Annotated in this window: 18 protein-coding genes; 11 read left to right on the forward strand and 7 right to left on the reverse strand. The window is 72.2% G+C overall.

Annotated features, from left to right (window positions below):
- Positions 1 to 2: 2 nt before the first annotated feature.
- Positions 3 to 1,679: a hypothetical protein gene (locus tag PYR91_RS22505; protein ID WP_279782494.1), complete on the reverse strand. Its 1,677-nt coding sequence runs from the start codon at positions 1,677 to 1,679 to the stop codon at positions 3 to 5.
- Between the two features lie 473 nt (positions 1,680 to 2,152).
- On the opposite strand from PYR91_RS22505, the gene leuS reads away from it, so the two are divergent.
- Positions 2,153 to 4,612 carry a leucine--tRNA ligase gene (gene leuS, locus PYR91_RS22510; RefSeq protein ID WP_279782495.1) on the forward strand — a complete coding sequence of 820 codons (2,460 nt, stop codon included), beginning with the start codon at positions 2,153 to 2,155 and terminating at the stop codon, positions 4,610 to 4,612.
- 137 nt (positions 4,613 to 4,749) lie between these two features.
- On the opposite strand, the gene lexA is transcribed toward leuS, so the two are convergent.
- Positions 4,750 to 5,463 (reverse strand): transcriptional repressor LexA, encoded by a 714-nt coding sequence (gene lexA, locus PYR91_RS22515; RefSeq protein WP_279782497.1) that lies wholly within the window; start codon positions 5,461 to 5,463, stop codon positions 4,750 to 4,752.
- A gap of 662 nt (positions 5,464 to 6,125) precedes the next feature.
- On the opposite strand from lexA, the gene nrdR reads away from it, so the two are divergent.
- From nrdR to PYR91_RS22530, 3 genes are all read left to right on the forward strand, one after another.
- On the forward strand, positions 6,126 to 6,638 hold the full coding sequence (nrdR, locus tag PYR91_RS22520; protein ID WP_279782498.1) for a transcriptional regulator NrdR: 513 nt from the start codon (positions 6,126 to 6,128) through the stop codon (positions 6,636 to 6,638).
- A gap of 111 nt (positions 6,639 to 6,749) precedes the next feature.
- Positions 6,750 to 9,602 carry a vitamin B12-dependent ribonucleotide reductase gene (locus tag PYR91_RS22525; RefSeq protein ID WP_279782500.1) on the forward strand — a complete coding sequence of 951 codons (2,853 nt, stop codon included), beginning with the start codon at positions 6,750 to 6,752 and terminating at the stop codon, positions 9,600 to 9,602.
- Positions 9,603 to 9,805: 203 nt separating this feature from the next.
- Positions 9,806 to 10,078, forward strand: a complete 273-nt coding sequence (locus tag PYR91_RS22530; protein WP_279782502.1) for a hypothetical protein — start codon at positions 9,806 to 9,808, stop codon at positions 10,076 to 10,078.
- Positions 10,079 to 10,192: 114 nt separating this feature from the next.
- On the opposite strand, the gene PYR91_RS22535 is transcribed toward PYR91_RS22530, so the two are convergent.
- Complete coding sequence (locus tag PYR91_RS22535; RefSeq protein ID WP_279782503.1) at positions 10,193 to 11,500, reverse strand: amino acid permease; 1,308 nt, start codon at positions 11,498 to 11,500, stop codon at positions 10,193 to 10,195.
- Between the two features lie 109 nt (positions 11,501 to 11,609).
- On the opposite strand from PYR91_RS22535, the gene PYR91_RS22540 reads away from it, so the two are divergent.
- Together PYR91_RS22540 and PYR91_RS22545 are read left to right on the forward strand one after the other, a co-directional pair.
- Complete coding sequence (locus PYR91_RS22540; RefSeq protein ID WP_279782505.1) at positions 11,610 to 12,083, forward strand: Lrp/AsnC family transcriptional regulator; 474 nt, start codon at positions 11,610 to 11,612, stop codon at positions 12,081 to 12,083.
- A 138-nt stretch (positions 12,084 to 12,221) separates the two neighbouring features.
- Positions 12,222 to 13,025, forward strand: coding sequence for an MBL fold metallo-hydrolase (locus tag PYR91_RS22545; protein WP_279782507.1), 804 nt, complete (start codon positions 12,222 to 12,224; stop codon positions 13,023 to 13,025).
- 221 nt (positions 13,026 to 13,246) lie between these two features.
- On the opposite strand, the gene PYR91_RS22550 is transcribed toward PYR91_RS22545, so the two are convergent.
- From PYR91_RS22550 to PYR91_RS22565, 4 genes are all read right to left on the reverse strand, one after another.
- Positions 13,247 to 13,888, reverse strand: coding sequence for a response regulator transcription factor (locus PYR91_RS22550; RefSeq protein ID WP_279782509.1), 642 nt, complete (start codon positions 13,886 to 13,888; stop codon positions 13,247 to 13,249).
- Positions 13,885 to 15,039 carry a histidine kinase gene (locus tag PYR91_RS22555; protein ID WP_279782510.1) on the reverse strand — a complete coding sequence of 385 codons (1,155 nt, stop codon included), beginning with the start codon at positions 15,037 to 15,039 and terminating at the stop codon, positions 13,885 to 13,887. The genes PYR91_RS22550 and PYR91_RS22555 overlap by 4 nt, the downstream gene beginning before the upstream one ends.
- 109 nt (positions 15,040 to 15,148) lie before the next feature.
- On the reverse strand, positions 15,149 to 15,961 hold the full coding sequence (locus PYR91_RS22560; RefSeq protein ID WP_279782512.1) for a hypothetical protein: 813 nt from the start codon (positions 15,959 to 15,961) through the stop codon (positions 15,149 to 15,151).
- Positions 15,962 to 16,102: 141 nt separating this feature from the next.
- Entirely contained in the window at positions 16,103 to 16,276 is a 174-nt protein-coding gene (locus PYR91_RS22565; protein WP_279782513.1) for a hypothetical protein, read from the reverse strand.
- Positions 16,277 to 16,626: 350 nt separating this feature from the next.
- Between PYR91_RS22565 and PYR91_RS22570 the strand changes: the two genes are divergently transcribed.
- The 5 genes from PYR91_RS22570 (at position 16,627) to PYR91_RS22590 (ending at position 25,157) form a co-directional block, all read left to right on the forward strand.
- Complete coding sequence (locus PYR91_RS22570; protein ID WP_279782515.1) at positions 16,627 to 19,596, forward strand: glycoside hydrolase family 3 protein; 2,970 nt, start codon at positions 16,627 to 16,629, stop codon at positions 19,594 to 19,596.
- A 108-nt stretch (positions 19,597 to 19,704) separates the two neighbouring features.
- Entirely contained in the window at positions 19,705 to 22,002 is a 2,298-nt protein-coding gene (gene yicI, locus PYR91_RS22575) for an alpha-xylosidase (protein ID WP_279782517.1), read from the forward strand.
- A gap of 20 nt (positions 22,003 to 22,022) precedes the next feature.
- A complete protein-coding gene (locus tag PYR91_RS22580; RefSeq protein WP_279782519.1) occupies positions 22,023 to 23,324 on the forward strand; it encodes an extracellular solute-binding protein in 1,302 nt (433 codons plus the stop codon).
- A 7-nt stretch (positions 23,325 to 23,331) separates the two neighbouring features.
- Positions 23,332 to 24,270 carry a sugar ABC transporter permease gene (locus PYR91_RS22585; protein WP_279782521.1) on the forward strand — a complete coding sequence of 313 codons (939 nt, stop codon included), beginning with the start codon at positions 23,332 to 23,334 and terminating at the stop codon, positions 24,268 to 24,270.
- A complete protein-coding gene (locus PYR91_RS22590; protein ID WP_279782523.1) occupies positions 24,267 to 25,157 on the forward strand; it encodes a carbohydrate ABC transporter permease in 891 nt (296 codons plus the stop codon). The genes PYR91_RS22585 and PYR91_RS22590 overlap by 4 nt, the downstream gene beginning before the upstream one ends.
- The last annotated feature ends 34 nt before the right edge of the window (positions 25,158 to 25,191 follow it).

Below are 25,191 nucleotides of genomic sequence, written 5' to 3' on the forward strand. Positions count from 1 at the left end.
AGTCAGGACCCGGTGGACCGGATCGAGGTGAAGACCGTGTTGACGTCCGGCAGCAGCCGCTTGCTGCGCTCGGGCACCGACATGTAGACGATCGCCGGGACGTCGCCGCCGGTGCTGACGGCCGCCACCACCATCGTCGTCTTGGCGTCGCCCGCCGTGACCTGGTAGGCGGCCAGCCGCGCCGGACGGCCGCCGACCGACACCCGCTGCTCGGCGATCTTGGCGACCTTGTTGCCCTCGGGGAAGAACTTGTTGCGGGCGGCGAACGCCACCGCGCTGATCACCGGGGCGAGCTTCTCGGGCTCGGAGGCGGAGTACTTCTCGGCGAGCCCCTCCGAGAGCGGCCCCGTCATCACCTGGGCGAACTGCGGGTTGCCCGCCGAGTCCTGCCCCGCGGGGACGTACTGGCGGGTGGCGAAGCCGTACTCCGCCTTCACGAGCTGGGAGCGCAGGTCGAGCCGCCACGGCCCGCCGAGGCGCGCGACGCTGACGGAGGCGGCCTCGTCGGTGAGGGTGCCCGTGCGGGGGGAGGCCTGGCCGGGGTACTTCGGCAGCCGGCCGACCGACTGCGGCTTGGTGGTCGCGGGCGGCTTGCGGGAGGCGGCCGGCGCGGTGGGGCCGGCGTTCGCGCTCGTCTCGCCCTCGCCCGGCGACGGCCTCAGCGGGCCGGCGAGGAACGCCCACAGCAGGGCGGCGATCAGCGCGACCACCATCGAGGCCACCAGGGCGAGCAGCCATGCCCGCCTGCCGCCGGCGGCTTCGGCGTCGGCCTCCTCGCCGATGGCCTCGTAGTTGTCGCCGAAGACGGTGTTCCACAACTGCTGCTGGCGCTCGGGCGGCGGGGTCTTGGGCCCGCTGATCTGCCCGGCCGTGACGAACGGCTTGTAGGGGTCGTGCGGCTGCCGCTGCCGGGGGTCGCGCGCGGACGCCGGGCCGGCATCCGCCGGGGTCTGCTGCCCGGGCGCGGAGGTGTGCTGCGGGCCCGTGGGAGCGTGCGGCGGCGCGGCGGCCGAGGCGGTGTGCTGCTGGGAGCCGGGGCCGGAGGGGGCGTACGCCTGCGGGCCGCCGTCGGCGTCGTACCGCTGGGGCCCGCTGTCGGCCGGGGTGTACCGGCGCGGGCCGGCGGGCTCGGCGCTCTGCCTCTGGGGGCCGGCGCCGGAGGGCGTGTACCGCTGAGGGCCGCTGTCGGCCGGGCCGTAGCGCTGCGGCGCGCTGTCGGCGGGGGTGTACCGCTGGGGGCCGCTGTCGGCGGGGGTGTACCGCTGGGGCGCGCTGTCGGCCGGGGTGTAGCGCTGCGGGCCGGTCGCCGAGGGCATGTACTGCTGCGGGCCGGTGGTGCGGGCCGCGCTCTGGTGGGAGTCCGGACCCGGATCGGCGTAGCGCTGGACCTCGGGCTCGGGGTGGCGCTGGTGGCCGGCCGGCGGGGCCGCGTGCTGCCCGGGGCGGGCGGGGTCGGCGGCGAAGGGGGCCGAGGGCGGCTGCTGCGGGTAGGCGGCGGCGTCGCCGCGGCGCTGCTCCGCGCGTGCGCGCGAGCCGTTCGCGGACGGCTCGAAGACCGAGGCGGACGAGGAGGGAGCCGGGGGCGTCTCAGGCCACGCTGGGGGGTTCTCCGGCCAGGCGGGAGGGTTCTCCGGCCATGCCGGGGTGCGCGTGGACTGGCTGGTGGGCTCAGGTGCCATCGCTGGCGAACCTCCCGACATCATGCCCGGATTGGGGGTGCTCGGCATGATCTCATGTGGAGCGGGGGGGTCCGCAGGAGATTCGAAGAATGCCCCGTGGAGCCGCAGGCCGTTCGGATCGGTCGGCGGGTCCTGCATCGGCAGGTCGTCCCGCGCGAATTCCGGGCCCTGTCCGGGCTGAAACGAGTTCGCCACAGCGAAAAGAGTAATCTAAAGGGACATACGAGGTCACAACGGATCTATCACCATAGGGCGTCCACCGGCGATTTCCCCCGCTCCACCAGTGGGGGCCCGGGAACGATATGAACTCCGATTGCACGCTGCGCTACGCTTGAGCTGTGCGTGGCGGGACCCTGCTTCTTGGCCGGCCGCGTCGACCGAGCTGACGCCGGCCGACGCGGCTGCCCCTCGTGGACACGAGGGGTTTTTTGTTGGTCGAGCCACCGCTTTGAGCGAACCGAGGGACATGGGCCGTGAGTGACGAGCAGTACGATCCGCAGACGCTGCAGCCGAAGTGGCAGCGGCGGTGGGAGGAACTGGAGCCCTACCAGGCGGGCGGGGACGGTGACGAGCGTCCGCGCAGGTACATGTGCGACATGTTCCCCTACCCGTCCGGCGACCTCCACATGGGTCACGGCGAGGTCTTCGCGATCGCGGACGTCGTCGCGCGGTACTGGTTCCAGCGCGGCTACGACGTGCTGCACCCCATCGGGTGGGACTCCTTCGGGCTGCCGGCCGAGAACGCCGCGATCAGGCGCGACGCCCACCCCGCCGAGTGGACGTACGCCAACATCGAGACCCAGGCCACCTCGTTCAAGAGGTACGGCATCTCGTTCGACTGGTCGCGCCGACTGCACACCAGCGACCCCGAGTACTACCGCTGGAACCAGTGGCTGTTCAACCGCTTCTTCGAGCGCGGCCTGGCCTACCGCAAGGGCGGCCTGGTCAACTGGTGCCCGAAGGACCAGACCGTGCTGGCCAACGAGCAGGTGGTCGCCGGCAAGTGCGAGCGGTGCGGCACCGAGGTCGTCCGGCGCGAGCTGACCCAGTGGTACTTCAAGATCACTGACTACGCCGACCGCCTGCTGGACGACATGGCCGGCCTGGAGGGCGGCTGGCCCGAGCGCGTGCTGGCCATGCAGCGCAACTGGATCGGCCGCTCCGAGGGCGCCGACGTCCGGTTCACGATCGAGGGCCGCGACGAGCCCGTCACCGTCTACACCACCCGCCCCGACACCCTGTACGGCGCGACGTTCTTCGTGGTGGCCGCCGACGCCGCGCTGGCCGAGGAGATCTGCGCCCCCGAGAAACTGCCCGAGCTGGAGGCCTACCGCGCGGAGGTCGCCAAGCTGACCGACATCGAGCGGCTGTCCACCGACAAGGACAAGACCGGCGTCTTCCTGGGCCGGTACGCCGTCAACCCGGTCAACGGCGAGCGCATCCCGGTGTGGGCGGCCGACTACGTGCTGTCCGACTACGGCCACGGCGCCATCATGGCGGTGCCCGCGCACGACCAGCGCGACCTCGACTTCGCGCGCAGGTTCGGGCTGCCCGTGCAGGTCGTCGTGCACACCGGCCTGCCCGACCCGGGGGAGACCGGCGTCGCCACGCCCGGCGAGGGCACGCTGGTCAACTCCGGCCCGCTGGACGGCCTGTCCAAGGCCGAGGCGATCGCGCGGATCACCGAGGTGCTGCAGGAGCGCGGCACCGGCGCGGCCGCCGTCAACTACCGCCTGCGCGACTGGCTGCTGTCCCGCCAGCGGTTCTGGGGCACCCCGATCCCGATCATCCACTGCCCCGACTGCGGCGAGGTGCCCGTCCCGGACGACCAGCTGCCGGTCAGGCTGCCCGACCTGCGCGGCGAGGCGCTGGCCCCCAAGGGGGTCTCGCCCCTGGCGAGCGCGACCGACTGGGTCAACGTCGCCTGCCCCAAGTGCGACGGCCCGGCGCGCCGCGACACCGACACGATGGACACCTTCGTCGACTCCTCGTGGTACTTCCTGCGCTACTGCTCGCCGGGGTACGAGGACGGGCCGTTCGACGTCGAGCAGGTCAGGCGCTGGGGCCCGATCGACCAGTACGTCGGCGGCGTCGAGCACGCCGTGCTGCACCTGCTGTACTCGCGGTTCTTCACCAAGGTGCTGCACGACATGGGCATGCTCGACTTCACCGAGCCCTTCCTGCGCCTGCTGAACCAGGGGCAGGTGATCAACCGCGGCAAGGCGATGTCCAAGTCGCTGGGCAACGGCGTCGACCTGGGTGAGCAGATCGACGCGTTCGGCGTCGACGCCGTGCGGCTGACGATGGTGTTCGCCGGCCCGCCGGAGGACGACATCGACTGGGCCGACCTGTCGCCCGCCGCCTCGCAGCGGTTCCTGGCGCGGGCGTTCCGGGTGATGGCGGAGGCCGGTGCGGCCTCGGCCCCGGGCGTGGACTTCACCACCGGCGACGTCGCCCTGCGCAAGGTCACCCACCACACCATCGACGAGGTCACCCGGCTGGTCGACTCCTACCGGTTCAACGTGGCCGTCGCCCGCATGATGGAGCTGACCTCCGCGGCGCGCAAGGCCATCGACTCCGGGCCCGGCGCCGCCGACCCCGCCGTTCGGGAAGCCGCCGAGACACTGGCGATCATGCTGTCGCTGGTGACGCCGTACGTCGCCGAGGAGGGCTGGGAGCTGCTGGGGCACGGCCCCACGGTCAGCCACGGCGGCTGGCCGGTCGCCGACCCGGCGCTGCTGGTGCAGGAGACCGTCGTCTGCGTCGTGCAGGTCGCGGGCAAGGTGCGCGACCGCCTGGAGGTCTCCCCGTCGATCTCCGACGCCGAGCTGGAGGAGCTGGCGCTGGCGTCCGAGAAGGTGCGCGCCTTCCTGGGCGGCACGCCCAGGAAGGTCATCGTGCGGGCCCCCAAGCTGGTGAACATCGTCCCGTAGGGGCCGCTGAAGCGAAAAGAGCCGCCCACCTGACGGTGGGCGGCTCTCTCGATCTCGCTGGGACGGACGGCGCGTCTGGCGGGCGCGCGCGGGGCCGCTTCGCCCGGTGCGGGTGACGGGCGGGGCTCCGGCGCGGGTCAGAGCTTGCGCAGGACCGCCACGACCTTGCCGAGCACGGTGGCCTCGTCGCCCGGGATGGGGTCGTAGCTGGTGTTGTGCGGCACCAGCCAGACGTGGCCGTCCTTGCGCTTGAAGGTCTTCACGGTGGCCTCGCCGTCGATCATGGCGGCGACGATGTCGCCGTTGTCGGCCACCGGCTGCTGGCGCACCACGACCCAGTCGCCGTCGGCGATGGCGGCGTCGATCATCGAGTCGCCGCTGACCTGGAGCAGGAACAGCGTGCCCTCGCCCACGAGCTGCTTGGGAAGCGCGAAGACGTCCTCCACGCGCTCCTCGGCGAGGATCGGGCCGCCGGCCGCGATGCGGCCGACCAGCGGCACGAACGCCGCCGTGGGCCGGCTGATCAAAGGCTCCTCGCCGCCGGGGCCGACGGGGTCGACCCAGAGGGCGGGCTCGCCGGGCAGGCGGACCTCAAGCGCCCGGGGCCGGTGCGGGTCGCGGCGCAGGTAGCCCTTGCGCTGCAGGGCGGTCAACTGGTGCGACACGCTCGACGTGCTGGTGAGCTTCACCGCCTCGCCGATCTCGCGCATCGAGGGCGGGTAGCCGCGCTGCTGCACGGAGTCGCGGATCACCTCAAGGATCTTGCGCTGCCTCGGGGTGAGGCCGAGGGAGTCGCGCCTGCGCACGGCAAGGTCGCTGACGACCGTGCCGATCTCATCCTGTTCGCTCATAAGGTCCTCCTCGCAGGGCGCCTCCGAGACGCCCGGTCACGCCGTGCCCCGCCCGCCTGGCTGCCCGTCCGTGTCGCCGATGTCGCACACAGCGACAATAACTCCATTCAAGATCTTCTTCAAACTGGTGTTCGATTATGCCTGGAATCATCGATGCCGTGGTCGACGACATCGTACGGGAGTTCGATCGATATCGTGTTCGACTCCCGATCTTAGGCCGCCTCGGCGGCAAAGTCGATCACGCGCGGGGATCTCCGGCGGGTTCGGCGGCGGCGCCCGCGAACGACTCCCGGAGCCGTCCCGGCCCGCCCGGCTCCGCCCGGCTCGCGACACGCCGTGCCGGGGGCCGTTCGCCCTGATCGGCGGCCACTTCCGGCGGACAGGCCCCGCCGACTTGCGTTCATGGTGCGGCACTCCTACGGTTGGACCACAACATCTAGTAGTTACATCGATGTGGTTCACCACAAGTTGTGTTTCCTCTGACGCACTGCGGATTTCGCGGTGTGTGCGTGAGCCTGTTTCCGTGACAGTGGTTAAACGGGGCACCGCAGTGGTGAAAGCGACGACATATGACGGTTTTTCCTGAGGTGGCTTCTCGGGAGCCTCGTGATTCGGGGCGGCCGGCGTAACCGATGAGGACGGCGAGGAAATGGAGGCGGCACATGCATTGTCCATTCTGTCGTCATCCGGACACGCGGGTCATCGACAGCCGCTCGACGGAGGACGGCGCGGCGATCCGCCGCAGGCGCACCTGTCCGGAGTGCGGGCGCCGGTTCACCACGCAGGAGACCGTGCTGCTGATGGTGAGCAAGCGCAGCGGGGTGACCGAGGCGTTCTCCCGCGAGAAGGTGATCGCCGGCGTGCGCCGCGCCTGCCAGGGCCGTCCGGTCGGCGAGGACTCACTGGCCCAGCTCGGCCAGCGGGTCGAGGAGAGCATCCGGGCCACCGGCGCCGCGGAGATCCCGGCCCACCAGGTGGGCCTGGCGATCCTGGGGCCCCTGCGCCAGCTCGACGAGGTGGCCTATCTGCGGTTCGCCTCGGTCTACCGGAGCTTTGAGACACTCGACGACTTCGAGGCCGAGATCGAGCAGCTCCGGGCGGCGCGGGCCGCCCGGGCGGGCGACGAGGCCGCCGAGGCCGAGGCGGGCGAGCAGGAGCGGATCGAGCGGATCTGATGTGAGGTCCGCCGACGTTAGACGAAGTGGGGCCCCGGCGCCGGGGGAGCGGTTCGGCGTGACCAAGTGTGCGGAGACGCGGGCTCAGCGGGGCCCTGGAAGGGGGAGACCATGACGGAGACGGTGAGCGGTTCGGTGGGACGCGGGGGGAAGCGTGCCGGCCGAGGGCTCAAGATCCGGCGTATCAACACCACGCCCGGGGTGCACCCGTACGACCAGGTGAACTGGGAGCACCGTGACGTCGTGATGACGAACTGGCGCGACGGCTCGGTGAACTTCGAGCAGCGCGGGGTGGAGTTCCCCGACTTCTGGTCGGTCAACGCCGCCAACATCGTGACCACCAAGTACTTCCGCGGCGCGGTCGGCACCCCGCAGCGCGAGGTCAGCCTGCGGCAGCTCGTCGACCGCGTGGTCGGCGTCTACACCCGCACGGGGCGTGAGAACGGCTACTTCGCCTCCGAGGAGGACGCCGAGATCTTCGACCACGAGCTGAAGCACGCGTTGATCCACCAGATCTTCAGCTTCAACTCCCCGGTCTGGTTCAACGTGGGCACCGCCTCGCCGCAGCAGGTGAGCGCCTGCTTCATCCTCGCCGTCGACGACGAGATGGAGTCGATCCTCGAGTGGTACAAGGAGGAGGGCGTCATCTTCAAGGGCGGCTCCGGCTCCGGGGTCAACCTCTCGCGCATCCGCTCCAGCAAGGAGCTGCTGTCCAGCGGCGGCACGGCCAGCGGCCCGGTGTCGTTCATGCGCGGCGCCGACGCCTCCGCGGGCACCATCAAGTCGGGCGGGGCCACCCGCCGCGCCGCCAAGATGGTCGTGCTCGACGTCGACCACCCCGACATCGAGGAGTTCATCGAGACCAAGGCGCGCGAAGAGGACAAGATCCGCGCCCTGCGCGACGCCGGCTTCGACATGGACCTCGGCGGCAAGGACATCGTCTCCGTCCAGTACCAGAACGCCAACAACTCCGTCCGGGTCTCCGACGAGTTCATGCGCACCGTGGAGGCCGACGGCCGGTTCGGGCTCAGGTCGCGGCTTTCCGGCGAGGTCATCGAGGAGGTCGGCGCCCGGTCGCTGTTCCGCAAGATGGCCAAGGCCGCCTGGGAGTGCGCCGACCCCGGCGTTCAGTACGACGACACGATCAACGACTGGCACACCTGCCCGGAGACCGGCAGGATCACCGCCTCCAACCCGTGCTCGGAGTACGTCCACCTGGACAACTCCTCGTGCAACCTGGCGAGCGTCAACCTGCTGAAGTTCCTGCGCGACGACGACGCCTTCGACGTCGAGGGCTTCGTCAAGACCACCGAGCTGATCATCACGGCGATGGACATCTCCATCACCTTCGCCGACTTCCCGACCAAGAAGATCGCCGAGACCACCCGCGCCTACCGCCAGCTCGGCATCGGCTACGCCAACCTCGGCGCGCTGCTCATGGCCACCGGCCACGCCTACGACTCCGACGGCGGCCGGTCGGTCGCAGCGGCCATCACCAGCCTGATGACCGGCGTCTCCTACCGCCGCAGCGCCGAGCTGGCCGCGATCGTCGGGCCCTACGACGGCTACAAGCGCAACGCCGAGCCGCACAAGCGGGTCATGCGCAAGCACGCCGCCGCCAACGACGAGCTGCGCGGCCGCGACGCCCTCGACCGTCCGGTGCTCGCCGAGGCCACCCGGCAGTGGCAGGAGTGCCTGCGCCTGGGCGAGAAGAACGGCTACCGCAACGCGCAGGCCTCGCTGCTCGCGCCGACCGGCACCATCGGCCTGATGATGGACTGCGACACCACCGGCATCGAGCCCGACCTGGCGCTGGTGAAGTTCAAGAAGCTCGTCGGCGGCGGGTCGATGCAGATCGTCAACCAGACCATCCCGCGGGCCCTGCGCCGGCTCGGCTACCAGCCCGAGCAGGTCGAGGCCATCGTCGAGTACATCGCCGTGAACGGGCACGTCATGGACGCCCCCGGGCTCAAGCTCGAGCACTACGACGTGTTCGACTGCGCCATGGGCGAGCGGGCGATCGCCCCCATGGGCCACGTCCGCATGATGGCGGCCACCCAGCCGTTCCTGTCGGGCGCCATCTCCAAGACGGTCAACCTGCCCGAGGGCGCCACCATCGAGGACATCGAGCAGGTCTACCTCGAAGGCTGGAAGCTCGGCCTGAAGGCCCTGGCCGTCTACCGCGACAACTGCAAGGTCGGCCAGCCGCTGTCGGTGTCCAAGAGGGCCGAGGAGAAGGCCGCCGAGCCGGTCGTCCAGGTGGTCGAGGTGGCCAGGCCCACCCGCCGCCGCCTGCCCAACCAGCGCCCGAGCACCACGACGCGCTTCACCGTGGGCGGGGCCAAGGGGTACATGACGGCCTCCTCCTACCCCGACGACGGGCTCGGCGAGGTCTTCCTGAAGATGTCCAAGCAGGGGTCCACCCTGGCCGGCGTCATGGACGCCTTCTCCGTCGCCATCTCCGTCGGGCTCCAGCACGGCGTCCCGCTGGAGACGTTCGTCAGCAAGTTCGTCAACATGCGGTTCGAGCCCGCCGGCATGACCGACGACCCCGACGTCCGCATGGCGGCCTCGGTGGTCGACTACATCTTCCGCAGGCTCGCGCTGGATCACCTCCCGTACGACGAGCGCGCCGCTCTCGGCGTCTTCTCGGCCGCCGAGCGCGCCGCCCAGCAGCGCGCCGAGCACCAGGGCGCCGCGGCGGAGGTCATCATCGACACCGCGGCCCTGGCCCAGTCCGCCCCCATCGAGGAGCACCCGGCCGAGCCCGCCGCCGACCTGCCCGCCCCGGCCCCCAGGCCCACGCCCCCCACCCCGAAGGCGAACGGCTCCGCCCACGCTCTCGAAAGCCACCAGGGCCGCACCGCCGACGCCCCCCTGTGCATGACCTGCGGCACCAAGATGCGCCCGGCGGGCAGCTGCTACGTCTGCGAGGGCTGCGGCAGCACCAGCGGCTGCAGCTGACAGCGGGGGCGGGTCGCCGCTGAGGCGACGGGTTGAACGCCCGTTGTACGGGGGTCTGGCATACGTGATCGCCCCCTGGTTTCGATCTGGAGCCAGGGGGCAACAGGTGCCTCTCGGCGCCCCCGCTGGGCGGCCGAGACGGCAGACGCCCGGTCTTCCAGGGTCAGGCGTTCGTCGCGACCGAACGATGTCGACGCGCACGTATGACGGAGGTGTTGATCATTTCAGAGAATCCTCGTCAGACCGGTGACAAGGCCGCCTCGGATGCCGGCAAGACGCTGGCGGGCCAGAACGCGACCGACGCGGAGAAGTCCGCCGCGGCGAGCGCGCTGTCGCAGGCACCCGAGAGCACCGGCCAGACCGGTGAGAAGGCCGCCTCGGACGCCGGCGAGACGCTGGGGAGCAAGGACGCGACCAAGACGGAGAAGTCCGCCGCGGCCAGCGCCCTGTCGCAGACGCCTTCCGACGAGAAGTGACATGCGGGCTGCCCGGGTCACCACCCGGGCAGCCGCCCCGCACGTCTCTCGGCTTCCGCCCGCCTCCCCGGCGGGTGAGGACCGGCGCGTCGTCGTCATCCACGTTTGACGGGTTCATCGCGGGGCGCCTGGCTGAGGGCGCCAGGGGGTTGCCGGTGAGGTTCTCGTGGTGCCGGTTCCCAGGAGGACGGCCAGGGCGATGGCGGTGGGGATGAGCAGGTAGGCGCCGCAGGAGGCCAGGACGAGCAGGGTGAAGGCGGTCGCCACCTGGGCGAGGCGGCGGGGGCGGCCGGTCAGGAGGCGGGCGGCGGCGGCGCAGCCGATGGCGGTTACGGCGGCCAGGCAGGCCGAGGTCGACCGCATGAGGGCGTCCAGGTCGAGCGAGAGGACGGCGGCGGACGCGGCGGCGAGCGTCGTCAGGGCGGCGGGGGCGGCGAGGCCGCGGCCGGCCATGGCGGCGGTGGCGACGGGCCGGGGGAGGGCGCCCTCGCGGGCGAGGGCCGGGCCCAGCCGGGCGATGCCCGCGATGTAGGTGTTGAGGGCGCCGAAGCTGAGCACGAGGGCGGCCACGGCCGTGACCGGGCGCGCGGCGCCGCCGATGCCGAGTTCGAGCAGCGCGGTCAGCGCGACGGGCGACTCGCCGGCCGGGCCGCGGAGCACACCGGCGCTCGCCACGGCGAGGCCGACGTAGAGCACGCCCGCGATGACCAGCGTGAGGACGGTCGCCCGGTACAGGTCGCGCCGGGGGTCGGCGAAGTCGCCCGACAGGTGGCTCGCCGCCTCCCAGCCCACGAACGCGAAGAACAGCACCCCCGCCGCGTGCACGACGCCTGTCCACCCGTGCGGGGCGAAGGGGACGAAGTCGGCGGCCCGCACGTGCGGGGCGGCGGCGAGCACGGCGGTGACCAGCAGCAGCACGAGCAGGCCGGTCAGCAGGAGCTGCAGGCGTCCCGACAGGCGCAGGCCGGCGAAGTTGGCCGCGAACGCGACGGCCAGGAGCGCCACGGCCGTCGCGAAGGCGCCCGCCCGGCCGAGCCCCAGCTCGGCGGCCACGTACTCGCCGCCGATGAGCGCGCCCGCGAACACGCCGCAGGGGATCGACAGGTAGAACCACCAGCCCGCGAGCGCCGAGACGCGGGGGCCGAACGCGCGGGAGGCGAACGCCGCCACCCCGCCGCCGCCGGGGAAGCGGGCGCCCAGAACGGCGAAGGTGAGCGCGACCGGCACGCTCAGCGCCAGCAGCCCCGCCCATGCGACGACGGCCGCCGGGCCCGCCGCCTGCGCCGCCAGGCCCGGCAGGGCCAGCACGCCCGGCCCGAGCACGCCCCCGGTCAGCAGCGCCGTCCCCTGGCTCGCGCCGATCCGGTGCGCCTTCCCCTTGGCCTGCCCACCCGTCGGTGACCGTCTGATCGCCAGAATCATGTCCCCCCCATTCCCCCAGTCGGTGAATCGAGGAAGACGCTAGTCAGGCGTACGGCTGTAACCGCCTTCAATCGAACGTTCGGCTCAAACAGGTGCGAGAATCCCCGGCATGGACGAACTTGATTCGGAGATCATCCGGCTTCTCCAGACAGACGCTCGGCTGTCCAACCGGGAGCTGGCGCGGCAGCTCGGCGTGGCGCCCTCGACCTGTCTGGAACGTGTGCGTGCCCTCGGCCGGCGCGGCGTGATCCGCGGCTACCACGCCGACATCGACATGAACGCCCTCAACCGCGGCGTACAGGCGATGGTCGCCGTCCAGGTGCGCCCGCTCAGCCGCACGGTGATCACCACGTTCAAGGACTCGGTGAGCGCGCTTCCCGAGGTGCTCAGCGTCTTCGTGCTCTCGGGCGGGGACGACTTCCTGCTGCACGTGACCGCCCAGGACCTTGACCACCTGCACTCCTTCCTGCTCGACCGGCTGAGCAAGCGCAAGGAGATCGTCAGCTGGCGCACGTCCATGATCTTCCAGCGTGTCCAGAAGACGGTCCTCAGCAGGCTCCCGGACCCGCCCGCCGCGGAGTGACGGGGTGGCCGGGCGGGTCCCTCCCGGAGCTGTGGGACGGCGCTCAGCGGGCGGCCGGCCCGCAGGCTGGGCGGTGACCGGTGGCGGCCGAGGCGCGTCACTACACTGGGCGGTCGTCGGCGGCGGGGGGAGGTGGCGGTGGGCCGGTGGGTCGAGGTCGGCGACCGTGTCTGGGTGCGGCGGCATGACGAGCTGGACCTCTCCCTCGGGCTGATCGCGGGGGAGCGGGCCTGCCTGGTGGTCGACACCGGGGGCGACGAAGGCCAGGGGACGGAGTTCGCCTCGGCCGTCCGGGAGCTGACCGGGCTGCCGTGGGAGGTGGTGCTCACGCACGCCCACTTCGACCACGCCTTCGGCGTCGCGGCGTTCGGCGACCGGCCCGTGTGGGCGCACCCCGGCTGCCGGGACGACCTGGCCGCGACCGCCGAGGCGCAGCGGGCGGCGTGGTCCGAGCATTACCGGAAGGCGGGCAGGCCCGAGGTGGCCGCGCGCCTGGAGACCACCCGCGTCGTCCTGCCCGGGCGGCTCGTGGCGACCTCGGCGGAGCTCGACCTCGGCGGACGGCTGGTGCGGCTGGCGCATCCCGGCCCCGGGCACACCGGCCACGACCTGGTGGCGCACGTGCCCGACGCGGGCGTGCTGTTCGCCGGAGACCTGGTCGAACAGGGGGCGCCGCCGTCGTTCGACGACGCCTACCCGTCGGCCTGGCCGGGTGCGGTCGACCGGCTGCTGGCCTTCGGCGCGACCACCGTGGTCCCCGGCCACGGCGACCCCGTGGACGCCGCCTTCCTCACCCGCCAGCGCGCGGAGCTGGCCGAGGTCGCGGAGCTGTGCCGCTCGGTCGCCCGTGGCGAGACGACGGCCGCCGAGGCCCTCGCCCGCTCCCCGTACCCGGAGGACTTCACCATGACCGCGCTGAACCGCCCGGTAACCCCTGTCTGACCCGAGCGGCGACATCGCGGGGTGTGGCACCGCCGGGAGGCGCTCATCATGACCGCGCGGAACCGCCCGCCGGTCCCTGTCTGAGCGAAGCGGCCACGCCGCAGGGGCACGCACCGCCGGGAAGCGCTCACTCGCATCCGCGCGGTGAGCGTCGGGTCAGCCCGGCCAGGGGCTCTCAGGTCGCGGGCCGGCACCGGGGAGGCTCGCCGTCGGCCGGGCCGTCAGTCGGCGTCGCGGACCAGCAGGGCTATCTGGACGCGGTTGGCCAGGCCGAGCTTGGCCAGCGAGCGGCTGACGTGGGCTTTCACCGTGGTCTCGCTCATGTCCAGCTCACGGGCGATCTCGGCGTTGGACAGCCCTCGGGCCACAGCGGAGGCGACGTCGCGTTCGCGGCCGCTGAGCAGGGCCAGGCGCCGTCGTGCGGCGTGCGTGTCGGCGGAGCCGTGGCCGGCGAAGGTGTCGATCAGTCGTCTGGTGACCGTGGGAGCGAGGATGGCGCTGCCGTCGGCCACGGTGCGGACGGCGGCGATCAGGTCGCGGGGCGCGGTGTCCTTGAGCAGGAACCCGGCGGCCCTGGCGCGCAGGGCGCCGTGGACGTACTCGTCGAGGTCGAAGGTCGTCAGCATGACGACCTTGGGCGGTTCGGGCGACCGGTTGATCTCCCTGAGCGCGGCCACGCCGTCCATGCGCGGCATCCGCACGTCCATCAGCACGACGTGCGGCCAGTGCCGCGCGACGGCGGTCACCGCCTCGGTGCCGTCGGCGGCCTCGCCGACCACCTCGATGTCCTCGGCGGAGTCCAGGATCATGCGCAGACCGGCGCGCACCAGGGCCTCGTCGTCGACGATCAGGACCCGGATCACGCCGGAAGCCTCGCGGACACCACGAAGCCGCCGTCGGCACGCGGCCCGGCGGTGAACTCGCCGCCCAGCAGCTCGACACCCTCCCGCAGGCCGACCAGGCCGAGCCCGCCGCCGGGCATCGCCGGCCGGCGCCCGCGAGGCGCGGCGTTGGCGACGGTGATCTCCAGCCCGGCCGGGAGGCGGCGCACCACCACTCGTGTGGCGGCGGCGCCGGCGTGCTTGTGGATGTTGGTGAGGGCTTCCCGCACGACGCGGTAGGCGGTGTGCTGCACGACGACGGGCAGCTCGCCCGCCGTCCCCTCGTCGTGCCGTTCCACGGGCACGCCGGCCGACCGGGACTGGTCGAGCAGCCCGTCGAGATCGTCCAGCGTCGGCTGCGGCGGGAACGGCTCTCCGCCCGCCGGGCCGTCATGCGCGTGGGGCGCGCCGTCAGGGCGGCTGAGGATGCCGAGGACGGCCCTGAGCTGGGCGAGAGCCTCTCCGCCCGTGGTGCGGATGAGCTCCGCCTCGGCCGCGGTCGCCTCGTCCGGGGCGTTGACCTCCAGGGCGCCGGCGCGCAGGACCATCAGGGAGACCCGGTGCGCCACCACGTCGTGCATGTCCCGCGCTATGCGGGCGCGTTCCTGCGCGCGGGCCTGCCCGACGCGGGCGGCCTGCTCGCGCTCCAGACGCTGGGCACGGTCGCGCAGGCCCGCCACGACCTGGCGGCGGGCCCGCGTCCACAACCCGATCGTCAGCGGAAGCCAGACGAACAGCGGCGCGCTGCCGAGCGAGACCAGCACGTCGACGGCGGGGCGCGGCACCACCGCCGCCAGGGTCGCCGCGGCCGCGTAGACCCCCAGGTGGAGCGGCCGCCGGTGGCTGATCGCCGCCACATACACCGCCACCGACAGCAGGAAACCGGGTGAGCGCAGCACGGCGTCCACGACGGCGACCAGCGCCAGCGGCCACCACCGGCGCCGCGCCGGCCAGGCCGCGGTTGCGGCCAGCGCTCCCACCGCAGCGGCCAGGGCGTACGGGGACACCGGGACGGGCCCGAGCAGCGCGCTCGGCGCCGCGCCGGGCAGGCCCGCCGGAATGAACGCGCCGCAGAAGGCGGCGGCGGGCAGCAGACAGGAGGCCGGCCGGTGGCTGGGCCCGTGGACCCTCACAGGCCCAGCCTAGAGACCGCGTCCAGCGGCTCAGCGCCGGCGGAGGTCCGCGGTCGGGGGTGGAGATGGGGGCGGCGGATCCGCGCGGGGCTCGGCCCGGAGAGGGTGGTCACCAGCTCAGCGTCCGCAGGCGCCTGCGGTCGGGGTCGGGGGCGGTGGCGGTGGCGAGCTCGGGGACGGCGTCGCGGAGCACACGGATGCCGAGCGGCACGAGCACCAGGCACGCGACGGCGCCGGAGAGGGCGTCGAGCGGCTCGCTCGCCTTGAGCACGCCCCCCCACAAGGTGCCCCACCAGAGCAGGACCAGCGAGCGTCCCAGGCCGAACGTGCCCGACCGGAACGCCCCCGCGGCCAGCAGCAGCACCCCGAGGTACTGGCAGGCGGACGCGATGACCGGCACCCGCCACGGCCCGTACGAGATGTCCACGTACGTGGACATCACCGCGGTGGTCGCCGGGCCGAGGCCCTGCGCCTCGGCGAGCTGGAAGGCCGTCTGGTCGACGCCGGCGAAGTACAGGCGCCCGAACAGGCCCAGCACAGCCAGCGTGCCGCCCCAGAAGGCCAGGCCCGGCGAGCGGGCCGCGATGATCCGCGCCAGCGTGGCGAACGCGGGCCACAGCAGCAGGGCGCCCGCGGCGAAGCAGGCGTATCCGGCCGTGACCAGCGCGGGGTGCGCCAGGTACGCGGCGAGCTGCTCCGGCGCGGCGAACGGCTGCGCGGCGAACGCCTCGGCCTGGGCGGGCGTGAACGCCGCCGAGCGGACCCCGAGGTGCCGCAGCAGCAGGCCCGCGAACCACACGACGGGCCCGAGGACGAGCGCCGTCCCCCCGATGATCCGGCCGGGGAACCACGGGTTCCGGCAGAGGAGGGCCGGGGTGCTGAACGTGCCGCCCGATCGGGCGGCGGTGTCTGTTCCTGACATGCTCCGCACCCTGCGGCACCGGCGTCGCCGTCACATCGTCCGAACGACGCGGCGGCCGTCTCTTTGGTAGCGGGTACCGCGTGTCGGGTGCCGGGTGCCACGTGTCGGGCGCCGTGTGTCGGGCCCCGCGGTGTCGGCCGGTCAGGCGGCCGGGGTGGAGCCTCCGGGGCGGGGGAAGCGGATGACGTTGCGGCCGGTGTAGGCCTGGAGGTGGACGACCTTGGTGTCGTGGGAGGGTCTCCGGTCGTGCGCCGACCGGATGTCGCGGACCTTGTGCCGTGGAGCGTATGCGGGCACCGCCGCAAGCCTTCTCATCGTGTCCCCCCGGACGTGATGCTTCTGTTATTGAGATGTCTACAGATCCAGTCGTAAGACTATTGTAAAGATCTCTAGTACGGCAGGGGATGGCCGGAAGGGGACCGCAGATCCAGGGCGAGCCGGTCTCCGACGCGGCGGCCCGTGCGTTTGCGGGTGCTCCTGATGCGCTTCATCGCCGTCTCCCTCCGGTCGCCGACCTTTCGAGCAGACTATTGCGCGCGGTGCCCCACGTCCTCTTGTTTTCGTCGGCGACCGCCGCCCCGGTTGCATGCTCCAGCCGTCCTCCAACCGCCGGTCGTACGCTCGCGGACGCCGCCCTCCCCCCGGCTGACCTGGAGGCGTCTGCCATGGCTCTTCGATCCCTGTTGCGGCTCGGCGCGGCCCTCGGCCTGTTCGCGATCGTGCGGGACCCCGTGCGAACCGCCGGAAAGCTGCCCTTCCGCGATCCCTCCGTCCCGCTCGACCGGCGCGTGGACGACCTTCTCGGGCGGCTGACGCCGCGGGAGAGGATCTCGCTGCTGCACCAGTACCAGCCCGCGATCGCGCGCCTGGGCGTCGCGTCCTTCAAGACCGGCACCGAGGCGCTGCACGGCGTCGCCTGGTCCATGGACGTGGACGCCAAGGGCGCCACGGTGACGGCACGCGGCACGGTGTTCCCGCAGGCGGTGGGCCTGGCGAGCACCTGGGACCCCGCGCTGCTGGAGCGGGTGGGCTCGGTCGTCGGCGACGAGGTCCGCGGGTACCACGCCGAGAACCCGCGGGTGTGGGGCCTGAACGTGTGGGCTCCGGTGGTGAACCCGCTGCGCGACCCCCGGTGGGGGCGCAACGAGGAGGGCTACTCCGAGGATCCGACGCTCACCGCCGCGATGGCGGTCGCGTACGCCACCGGGTTGAGGGGCGAGGACCCCGACCACCTGAAGACGGCCCCCACGCTCAAGCACTACCTGGCCAACAACAACGAGGTGCGCCGCGACACCACCTCCGCCGGCCTGCGCCCCCGGGTGGAGCACGAGTACGAGCGGCCCGCGTTCGAGGCGGCCGTCGCGGCCGACGCCGCCACCGGGGTCATGGCCTCCTACAACCTGGTCAACGGCCGCCCCGCGACCGTCAACCCGGGCCTGAACACCGTCGTGCGCTCCTGGACCGGCCGCGACCTGCTCAACGTCACCGACTCCTCGGCGCCGTCCATGCTCGCCGGACCGCAGGCCTACCTTCCCGACCTCCCGCACGCGTACGCCGCCGCGCTCAAGGCGGGCGTCGACGTCTTCACCACCGAGGACACAGACGCCGGCCCGACCGTCGCGGCCATCGACGACGCGCTCGCCCAGGGCCTGATCACCGAGGCGGACGTCGACACCGCCGTCCGGCACATCCTGTCGATCCGCTTCCGGCTGGGGGAGTTCGACCCCGGCGGCGGGCGCTACGGCTCGATCGGCAAGGACGTCGTCGACGGCCCCGAGCACCGGCGCCTGGCCAGGCGGGCGGCCTCCGCCGCGATGGTGCTGCTCAAGAACGCGCACGGCGCGCTGCCGTTGAGCGCCGCGACCACCCGGAAGGTCGCCGTGGTCGGCCCGCTGGCCGGCACGATCTACACCGACTGGTACTCCGGCGGCCTGCCGTACCGCGTCACGCCGGTCGACGGCATCCGGGAGCGGCTCGGCGACGGCGCGGTGGTCGCGGCCGAGGGCGCCGACCGCGTCGCCCTGCGGAACGTGGCCACCGGGAGATACGTGACCGCGGGCGGCGGCCCGGACGGGGCCGCGCTGAAGGAGGGCCCGGCCGCGGCCGGCGACGCCGAGCTGTTCGACGTCTTCGACTGGGGCCAGGGCGTGCTGACGCTGCGGAGCGTGGCCAACGGCAGGTACGTGGGCTACGACTGGACGAACTTCGTCAACGACCAGGAGCAGCCCAACGGCTGGTTCGTCCAGCAGCAGTTCAAACTGGAACCGCAGGACGACGGCACCTTCCTGCTCCGGTACGCCGGCTACGAGGCGGGGCGGCCGTGGTTCGGCCCCAAGACCTGCCTGGCGCCGGACGACGACGGCACCCTCGTGCTGACCACCGCCGACCAGGCAGCCCGGTTCGCCAGGGAGACCGTCACCAGCGGAGTCGAGGCGGCCGTGGCCGCCGCCAAGGCAGCCGACGTCGCGGTGGTCGTCGTCGGCAGCATGCCGTTCATCAACGGCCGCGAGGAGCACGACCGCACCGACCTGAACCTCGCCGAGGGCCAGCACGAGCTGGTCAGGGCCGTGGCCGGGGCCAACCCGGACACCGTGCTGGTGCTGCAGAACAGCTACCCGACCACGATCAACTGGGAGCAGGAGCACGTCCCGGCGATCCTGTGGACCACCCACGCGGGCGCCGAGACCGGCAACGCCCTGGCCGACGTGCTGTTCGGCGACGTCAGCCCGGCCGGGCGGCTGACGCAGACGTGGCCCAGGTCGGCGGACGACCTCCCCGACATCCTCGACTACGACGTCATCAAGGCTCGCGCCACGTACATGTACTCCACCGCCGAGCCGCTGTACCCCTTCGGCCACGGGCTCGGCTACACCACGTTCGCCTACGAGGGCCTTGAGCTCGCCGCCGGCTCGGTGGGGCCGGGGGGCGTGGTCGAGGCCCGGGTGACGGTCGCCAACACCGGGGCCGTGGACGGCGACGAGGTCGTCCAGCTCTACACCCGCCAGCGGTCCTCCCGCGTGGAGCAGCCTCTCAGGCGGCTACGCGCGTTCCGCCGCGTCCACCTGCGCGCGGGCGAGCGGGCGACCGTCACGCTGGCGTTCCCCGCCGCCGAGCTGGCCTTCTGGGACGTCACCCGCGGCCGATGGGTGGTGGAGAGCGCCGTGCACGACGTCATGGCGGGCGCGTCGTCGGCCGACATCCGCCGCACGGCGGCGCTGGAGGTGGCGGGGGAGACGATCCCGCCGCGCGACCTGTCCAGGGTGACCCGGGCCGCCGACTTCGACGACTACCGGGGGGTGGTGCTCGTCGACGAGACCAAGGCCGGCGGGGACGCCGTCGGCGGCACCGGCGCCGGCGACTGGATCTGTTTCGCGGGCGCCGACCTACGGGCGGGCGCCACTGGACTCACCGCCCGGGTGGCGGCGACGGCCGCCGGGGCGATCGAGGTCCGCCTCGGCTCGCCCGGCGGCACGCTCGCCGGCACGGCCGAGGTGCCGGCGACGGGCGGCGTCTACTCCTACCGCTCGGTCACCGCGCCGCTCGTCCCGGCGCCGGGCGTCCACGACGTGTACCTGGTGTTCACCGGAGACCTGCGGATCAGCGACTTCTCCCTCTCGCCGGGCGAGGGGCGGTAGGGCGCGGCGGCTTCGGCGGGCGGCGCGGCGCGGGATCGCCGTCGTTGACGTTTGTTCGTTTAGTAGGCAAACTAACGGCCAGCCTGTCCCGGATCGCCAGGAGCGCCGATGCCGTACCGTCCCCCTCTGATCGCGCACGAGTACTTCAGCGCTGACCCGCCGGAGCTCCCGGTGCGGGCCCGGGGAGAGCAGGGCTTGTCGGCGCTCACGCGCGCCGAGCCCATGGCGGCGGACGACCGGGGCGTGACCTTCAAGGCGTCCACCACGGCGGAGGAGGTGCTGCTCGTCCAGGTCTCGGTCGCGGGCGAGGGCGTGATCCGCGTACGGCTAGGCGAGGACGTCGCGGCCCGAACGCGGTCGGCGCGGGCGACCGAGATGGTGCGCCCGGGCACGTACGCGGGGGCGCGGATCGAGACCGGCGAGAACCGCACGGTGGTGGACGCCGGCACGGTGCGCGCGGAGATCACCCTGGACCCCTGGCACCTGCGGTTCACCGACGCCGGCGGCCGCGTGCTCACCGAGCAGGACCGCGGGCACGTGGACATCAGCGGCCGGCTGCGCACGCTGCCCTTCGGGCGCTCCCGGGTGGACGGCGCCACGGTGGCCTACCAGGAGAGCCTCGTCGCCCGTCCCGACGAGCACTTCGGCGGCTTCGGGGAGAAGTTCACGCCGCTCGACAAGCGGGGGCAGCGCCCGCTGATGTGGAACTTCGACGCCTTCGGCGCGGAGTCCGACCGCTCATACAAGAACGTCCCCTTCTACGTCTCCAGCCGCGGCTACGGCCTGGTCGTCGACAGCGGCATGCCGGTGGAGTTCGACGTCTGCCGCGCCACCCACAGCTGCGTGGAGATCGTCGTGCCGGACGACCTGATCGACTACTACGTCGTCGCCGGCCCGACCGTGCCGGAGGTGCTCGCCCGGTTCGACCGCCTGACCTGCGCCCCGGAGCTGCCGCCCAAGTGGGCGTTCGGGAGCTGGATCTCCTCGGGCTTCTTCAAGGACTCCCAGGAGCGGGTGCTGGAGCGGGCCGGGAGGATCCGCGAGCGCGGCATCCCCTGCGACGTCCTGCACCTGGACTGCTTCTGGCAGGTGAAGGGCCACTGGTCGGACATGCGGTGGGACGCCGAGAGCTTCCCCGACCCCGAGGGCATGCTGGCCGCGCTGGCCGCGCAGGGCTTCCGCGTCTGCCTGTGGATGAATCCCTATGTCTCCCACCTCAGCCCCGCCTATGCCGAGGCGGCGGCCGAGGGGTACTTCCTGAAGAACCGCGACGGCGAGGTGTACGTCGCCGACGCCTGGCACGGGTCGTACCCGGCGTGCGGCGTCGTCGACTTCACCAACCCGGCGGCCGTCGAGTGGTTCAAGGGCCTGCTGCGCCCGCTGCTGCGGCAGGGCGTCGCGTGCTTCAAGACCGACTTCGCCGAGGGCGTGCCCGCCGACGCAACGTCCTTCAACGGCATGACCGGCACCGAGCTGCACAACGTCTACGCGCTGCTGTTCAACGACGTGGTGGCCGAGGTCACCCGGGAGGTGAACGGGCACGCCCTGGTCTGGGCCCGCTCCTCCTTCCTCGGCGGCCAGCGGCACGCGGCCCAGTGGAGCGGCGACACCTACACCTCCTACGCGGCGATGGGCAGCACGATCCGCGGCGGGCTGTCACACGGCCTGTCGGGCATCCCGTACTGGAGCCACGACGTGGGCGGCTTCACCGGCAGGCCGTCCGACGACCTGTACGTCCGGTGGGCGCAGTTCGGCGCGCTGTCGTCGCTCGTGCGGTTCCACGGCACCACCACCCGCGAGCCCTGGGAGTTCCCGGAGGTCGAGCACCTGGCCGTCGAGGCGCTGACCCTGCGGTACCGCCTCATGCCGTACATCTACTCGGCGGCGGTGGAGGCGGCCCGCACCGGGGCGCCGATGATGCGCGCCCTGTGCGTCGACCACCCGGACGACCCGGTGGCCTGGCAGGCAGACCTGGAGTACCTGCTCGGGCCCGACCTGCTCGTCGCGCCGATGACCGCGCCCGAGGGCACCCGGCAGGTCTACCTCCCGGCGGGCCGATGGGTCGACTACTGGACCCACGAGGTGCACACGGGCGGGCGGTACGTCGAGGTGACCAAGCCGCTCGGCCGGATCCCCCTGTTCGTCCGGCACGGCGCGCTGCTGCCGGTGACCGAGGTGCGCGACACGGTCGGCGACGAGCCGTTCGCCGGCGTCACCGTGGTCGCCTACGGCGCCGGCGAGACCGGCGAGAGCCGGACCACCGTCAGAGACGTCGACGGTGACACGACGGTCACCGCCACCAGGGACGGCGACGTGCTCCGCGTCACCGTCTCCGGCCCCGCGCGGATCACCGACGCCGAGATAGCCCCTCTCGAAGGCGCCCCTGCCACGGCCGCCGTCGCATAGCAACCCCCTGGAGAAACACCATGTCCAAGATAGGGATCGTCGCCGCGGTGGTCGCGGCGGCGCTGGCACTGGCCGCCTGCGGCTCATCGGATGACGCCGGCGGGGGCGGTGCGGGCGAGGCGAGGACGCTGAAGCTCTGGCACTACGAGAACGCCACCAGCGCCATGGGCGTCGCGTGGTCCGAAGCGGTCAAGCGCTTCGAGGCCACCCACCCCGGCGTCAAGGTGAAGTTCGAGGAGAAGGGCTTCGAGCAGATCCAGAAGACCGCGGGCATGGTGCTCGGCTCCGACCAGGCGCCCGACGTCATGGAGTACAACAAGGGCAACGCCACGGCGGGCCTGCTGTCGAAGCAGGGGCTGCTCGCCGACCTGAGCGAGGAGGCGGCCAAGCGCGGCTGGGACAAGCTGCTGAGCCCGAGCCTGCAGGCCACCGCCCGCTACGACGAGCGCGGGGTGATGGGCTCGGGCCGTTGGTTCGGCGTCCCGAACTACGCCGAGTACGTCATGGTCTATTACAACAAGGACGCCTTCGAGAAGCAGGGCGTGAAGGTGCCCACCACGTTCGAGGAGTTCACCGGCGTCCTCGACGCCTTCGCCAAGGCCGGCGTCACCCCCATCACGGTCGCCGGCGCCGAGTACCCGGCCCAGCAGATCATGTACCAGCTCGCGCTGAGCAAGGCGCAGCGCCCCTGGGTGGACGCCTTCCAGCGCTACCAGGGCAAGACCGACTTCCACGGCCCGGAGTTCACCTACGGGGCGACCACCTTCGCCGACTGGGTGAAGAAGGGCTACATCGGCAAGGAGTCCGCCGGGCTGAAGGCCGAGGACATGGGCGTCGCCTTCACCTCCGGCAAGTTCCCCATCATGATCTCCGGCAGCTGGTGGTACGGGCGGATGGCCACCGAGATCAAGGACTTCGAGTGGGGCACGTTCCTGTGGCCGGGCAACCAGATGAGCGCCGGGTCCAGCGGCAACATATGGGTCGTGCCGGAGAAGTCCGCGAACAAGGACCTGGCGTACGACTTCATCGACATCACGATGAGCAAGGACATCCAGAACCGGCTGGGCAACGCGGGCGGCATCCCGGTCGCGGCCGACGTGTCGGCGATCACCGGTGAGAAGAACAAGGAGCTCATCGAGAACTACAACAAGCTGGCGGCGCAGGACGGGCTGGCGTTCTACCCCGACTGGCCGGCGCCCGGCTACTACGACGTCATGGTGGCCGGCGTGCAGGAGCTGATCAACGGCACCAAGGCGCCGGACGCGGTGCTGGACGACTTCGCGGCGCCGTACAACGACAACCTCGCCGACATCGGCGGCTGAGGTGGCGGTGCACGCCCCGGTGACGCGGCCGGCGTCGCCCGGCGCCGCGTCAGAACCGCCCCGGCGAACGCGCCGGGGCGGGGGGTACTGGGTCTACCTGGTGCCCAGCGCGGTGCTGTTCCTCGCGGTGGTCATCGTGCCTTTCCTGATGAACATCGCGATCAGCTTCACCCGGTGGAGCGGCTTCGGCGTCCCGAAGTGGATCGGCCTGGACAACTACCGGAAGCTGCTGGGGGACGAGATCTTCTGGGTCTCCTTCCAGCACAACGTGGCGCTGATCCTCGCGATGGCGGTGATCCCGACCATCGCCGGCCTGATCCTGGCCGCGGCCCTGTTCGACTACATCGGCAGGCGGTTCGGCTCCCGGACGGCGAGCGCGCTGCGCGCCGCCTACTACCTGCCGCAGGTGCTGCCGGTCGCGGTGGCCGGCGTCGTGTGGGGCTGGATGCTGCACCCGTCGTACGGCGCGCTGAACGAGATCCTCGGGGCCGCCGGGCTGGGCTCGCTCGCGCGCAACTGGCTCGGCGACCCCGACCTCGCCCTGGCGACCGTGATGGCCGTCATGGTGTGGTTCCAGCTCGGCTACCCGGTGGTCATCTTCATGGCCGGGCTCCAGCGGGCCGACCCGGCGCTGTCGGAGGCCGCGGAGATCGACGGCGCCTCCTGGTGGCGGCGCTTCTGGCACGTCACGGTGCCGCAGATCAGGCCGGAGATCTTCGTGGTGCTGCTGACCTGCACCATCGCGGCGCTCAAGGTCTTCGGGCCGATCTTCGTGCTGACCCGCGGCGGGCCGGGCCAGGCGACGAACGTGCCCGCCTACTTCAGCTACCAGAACTTCTTCCAGAAGGCCAACGTCGGGTACGGCTCGGCCATCGCGACCGTCCTCGCGCTGATCATCGTCGTCGTGACGTTCCTCTTCCTGCGCGTCCAGGAGCGCAAGCCATGACCTCCCTGTCCCTGCGGCGCGAGACCGCCCAGGTGCGGGCGGCCCGCCGTCGCGCCCCCGCCGCCGGGGCGGGCCCCGGCCGGTGGGCCGTGCTCGCCGCGCTCGTGGTGCTCGCGGTGGTGATGCTCGTGCCGTTCGCCATCGTCACCCTCAACGCGCTGAAGACCCCGGCGGAGTACGCGGCCAACGGCCCGCTCGCCCTGCCCGGCGGCATCTACCTGGACGGGCTCGTCGAGTTCTGGAACCGCGTCGACTTCGGCCGCAAGCTGCTCAACAGCTTCCTCATCAGCGCGTCGGTGGCGGTGCTGGCCGTCACGCTCGCGGTGCTGAACGCCTACGCGCTCGGCATCGGGCGGGTACGGGGCCGGCTGTGGATCCTCGTGCTGTTCCTGATGGCCAACACGCTGCCGCAGGAGGCGCTGGTCTACCCGCTGTACTACATCGCCAAGGAGGTGGGGCTGTACGACAGCCGGATGGCGGTGATCCTCATCTTCACCGTGGTGCAGGGCGCCTTCGGCACCTACCTGCTCGCGGCGGTGCTCGGCGACTTCCCTCGGGAGATCATCGAGGCCGCGGCCATGGACGGGGCCGGCCGGTGGCGCATCCTGTGGCGGATCGTGGTGCCCGTCAGCCGCCCGACCCTGACCGTTCTGGCGATCTTCTTCTTCATCTGGACGTGGAACGAGTTCTTCCTGCCACTGGTCTTCCTGATCTCCAACGACAACCAGACCGTGCCGGTGGCCCTCGGCGTGCTGCAGGGCGACAAGATGATGGACGTCACCATGTCCAGCGCGTCGGCGCTGCTCGGCATCATCCCGGCGGTCGTGTTCTTCCTCATCTTCCAGCGCACGCTGACCCGCGGCGTCACCGTCGGCGCCGTCAAGTGACCCCCGTCCGATCTCTCGCGTCACCCACCTGACC

Origin of the sequence: Sphaerisporangium sp. TRM90804, from assembly GCF_029846175.1 — a bacterium.
Classification (GTDB): Bacteria; Actinomycetota; Actinomycetes; order Streptosporangiales; family Streptosporangiaceae; genus Sphaerisporangium.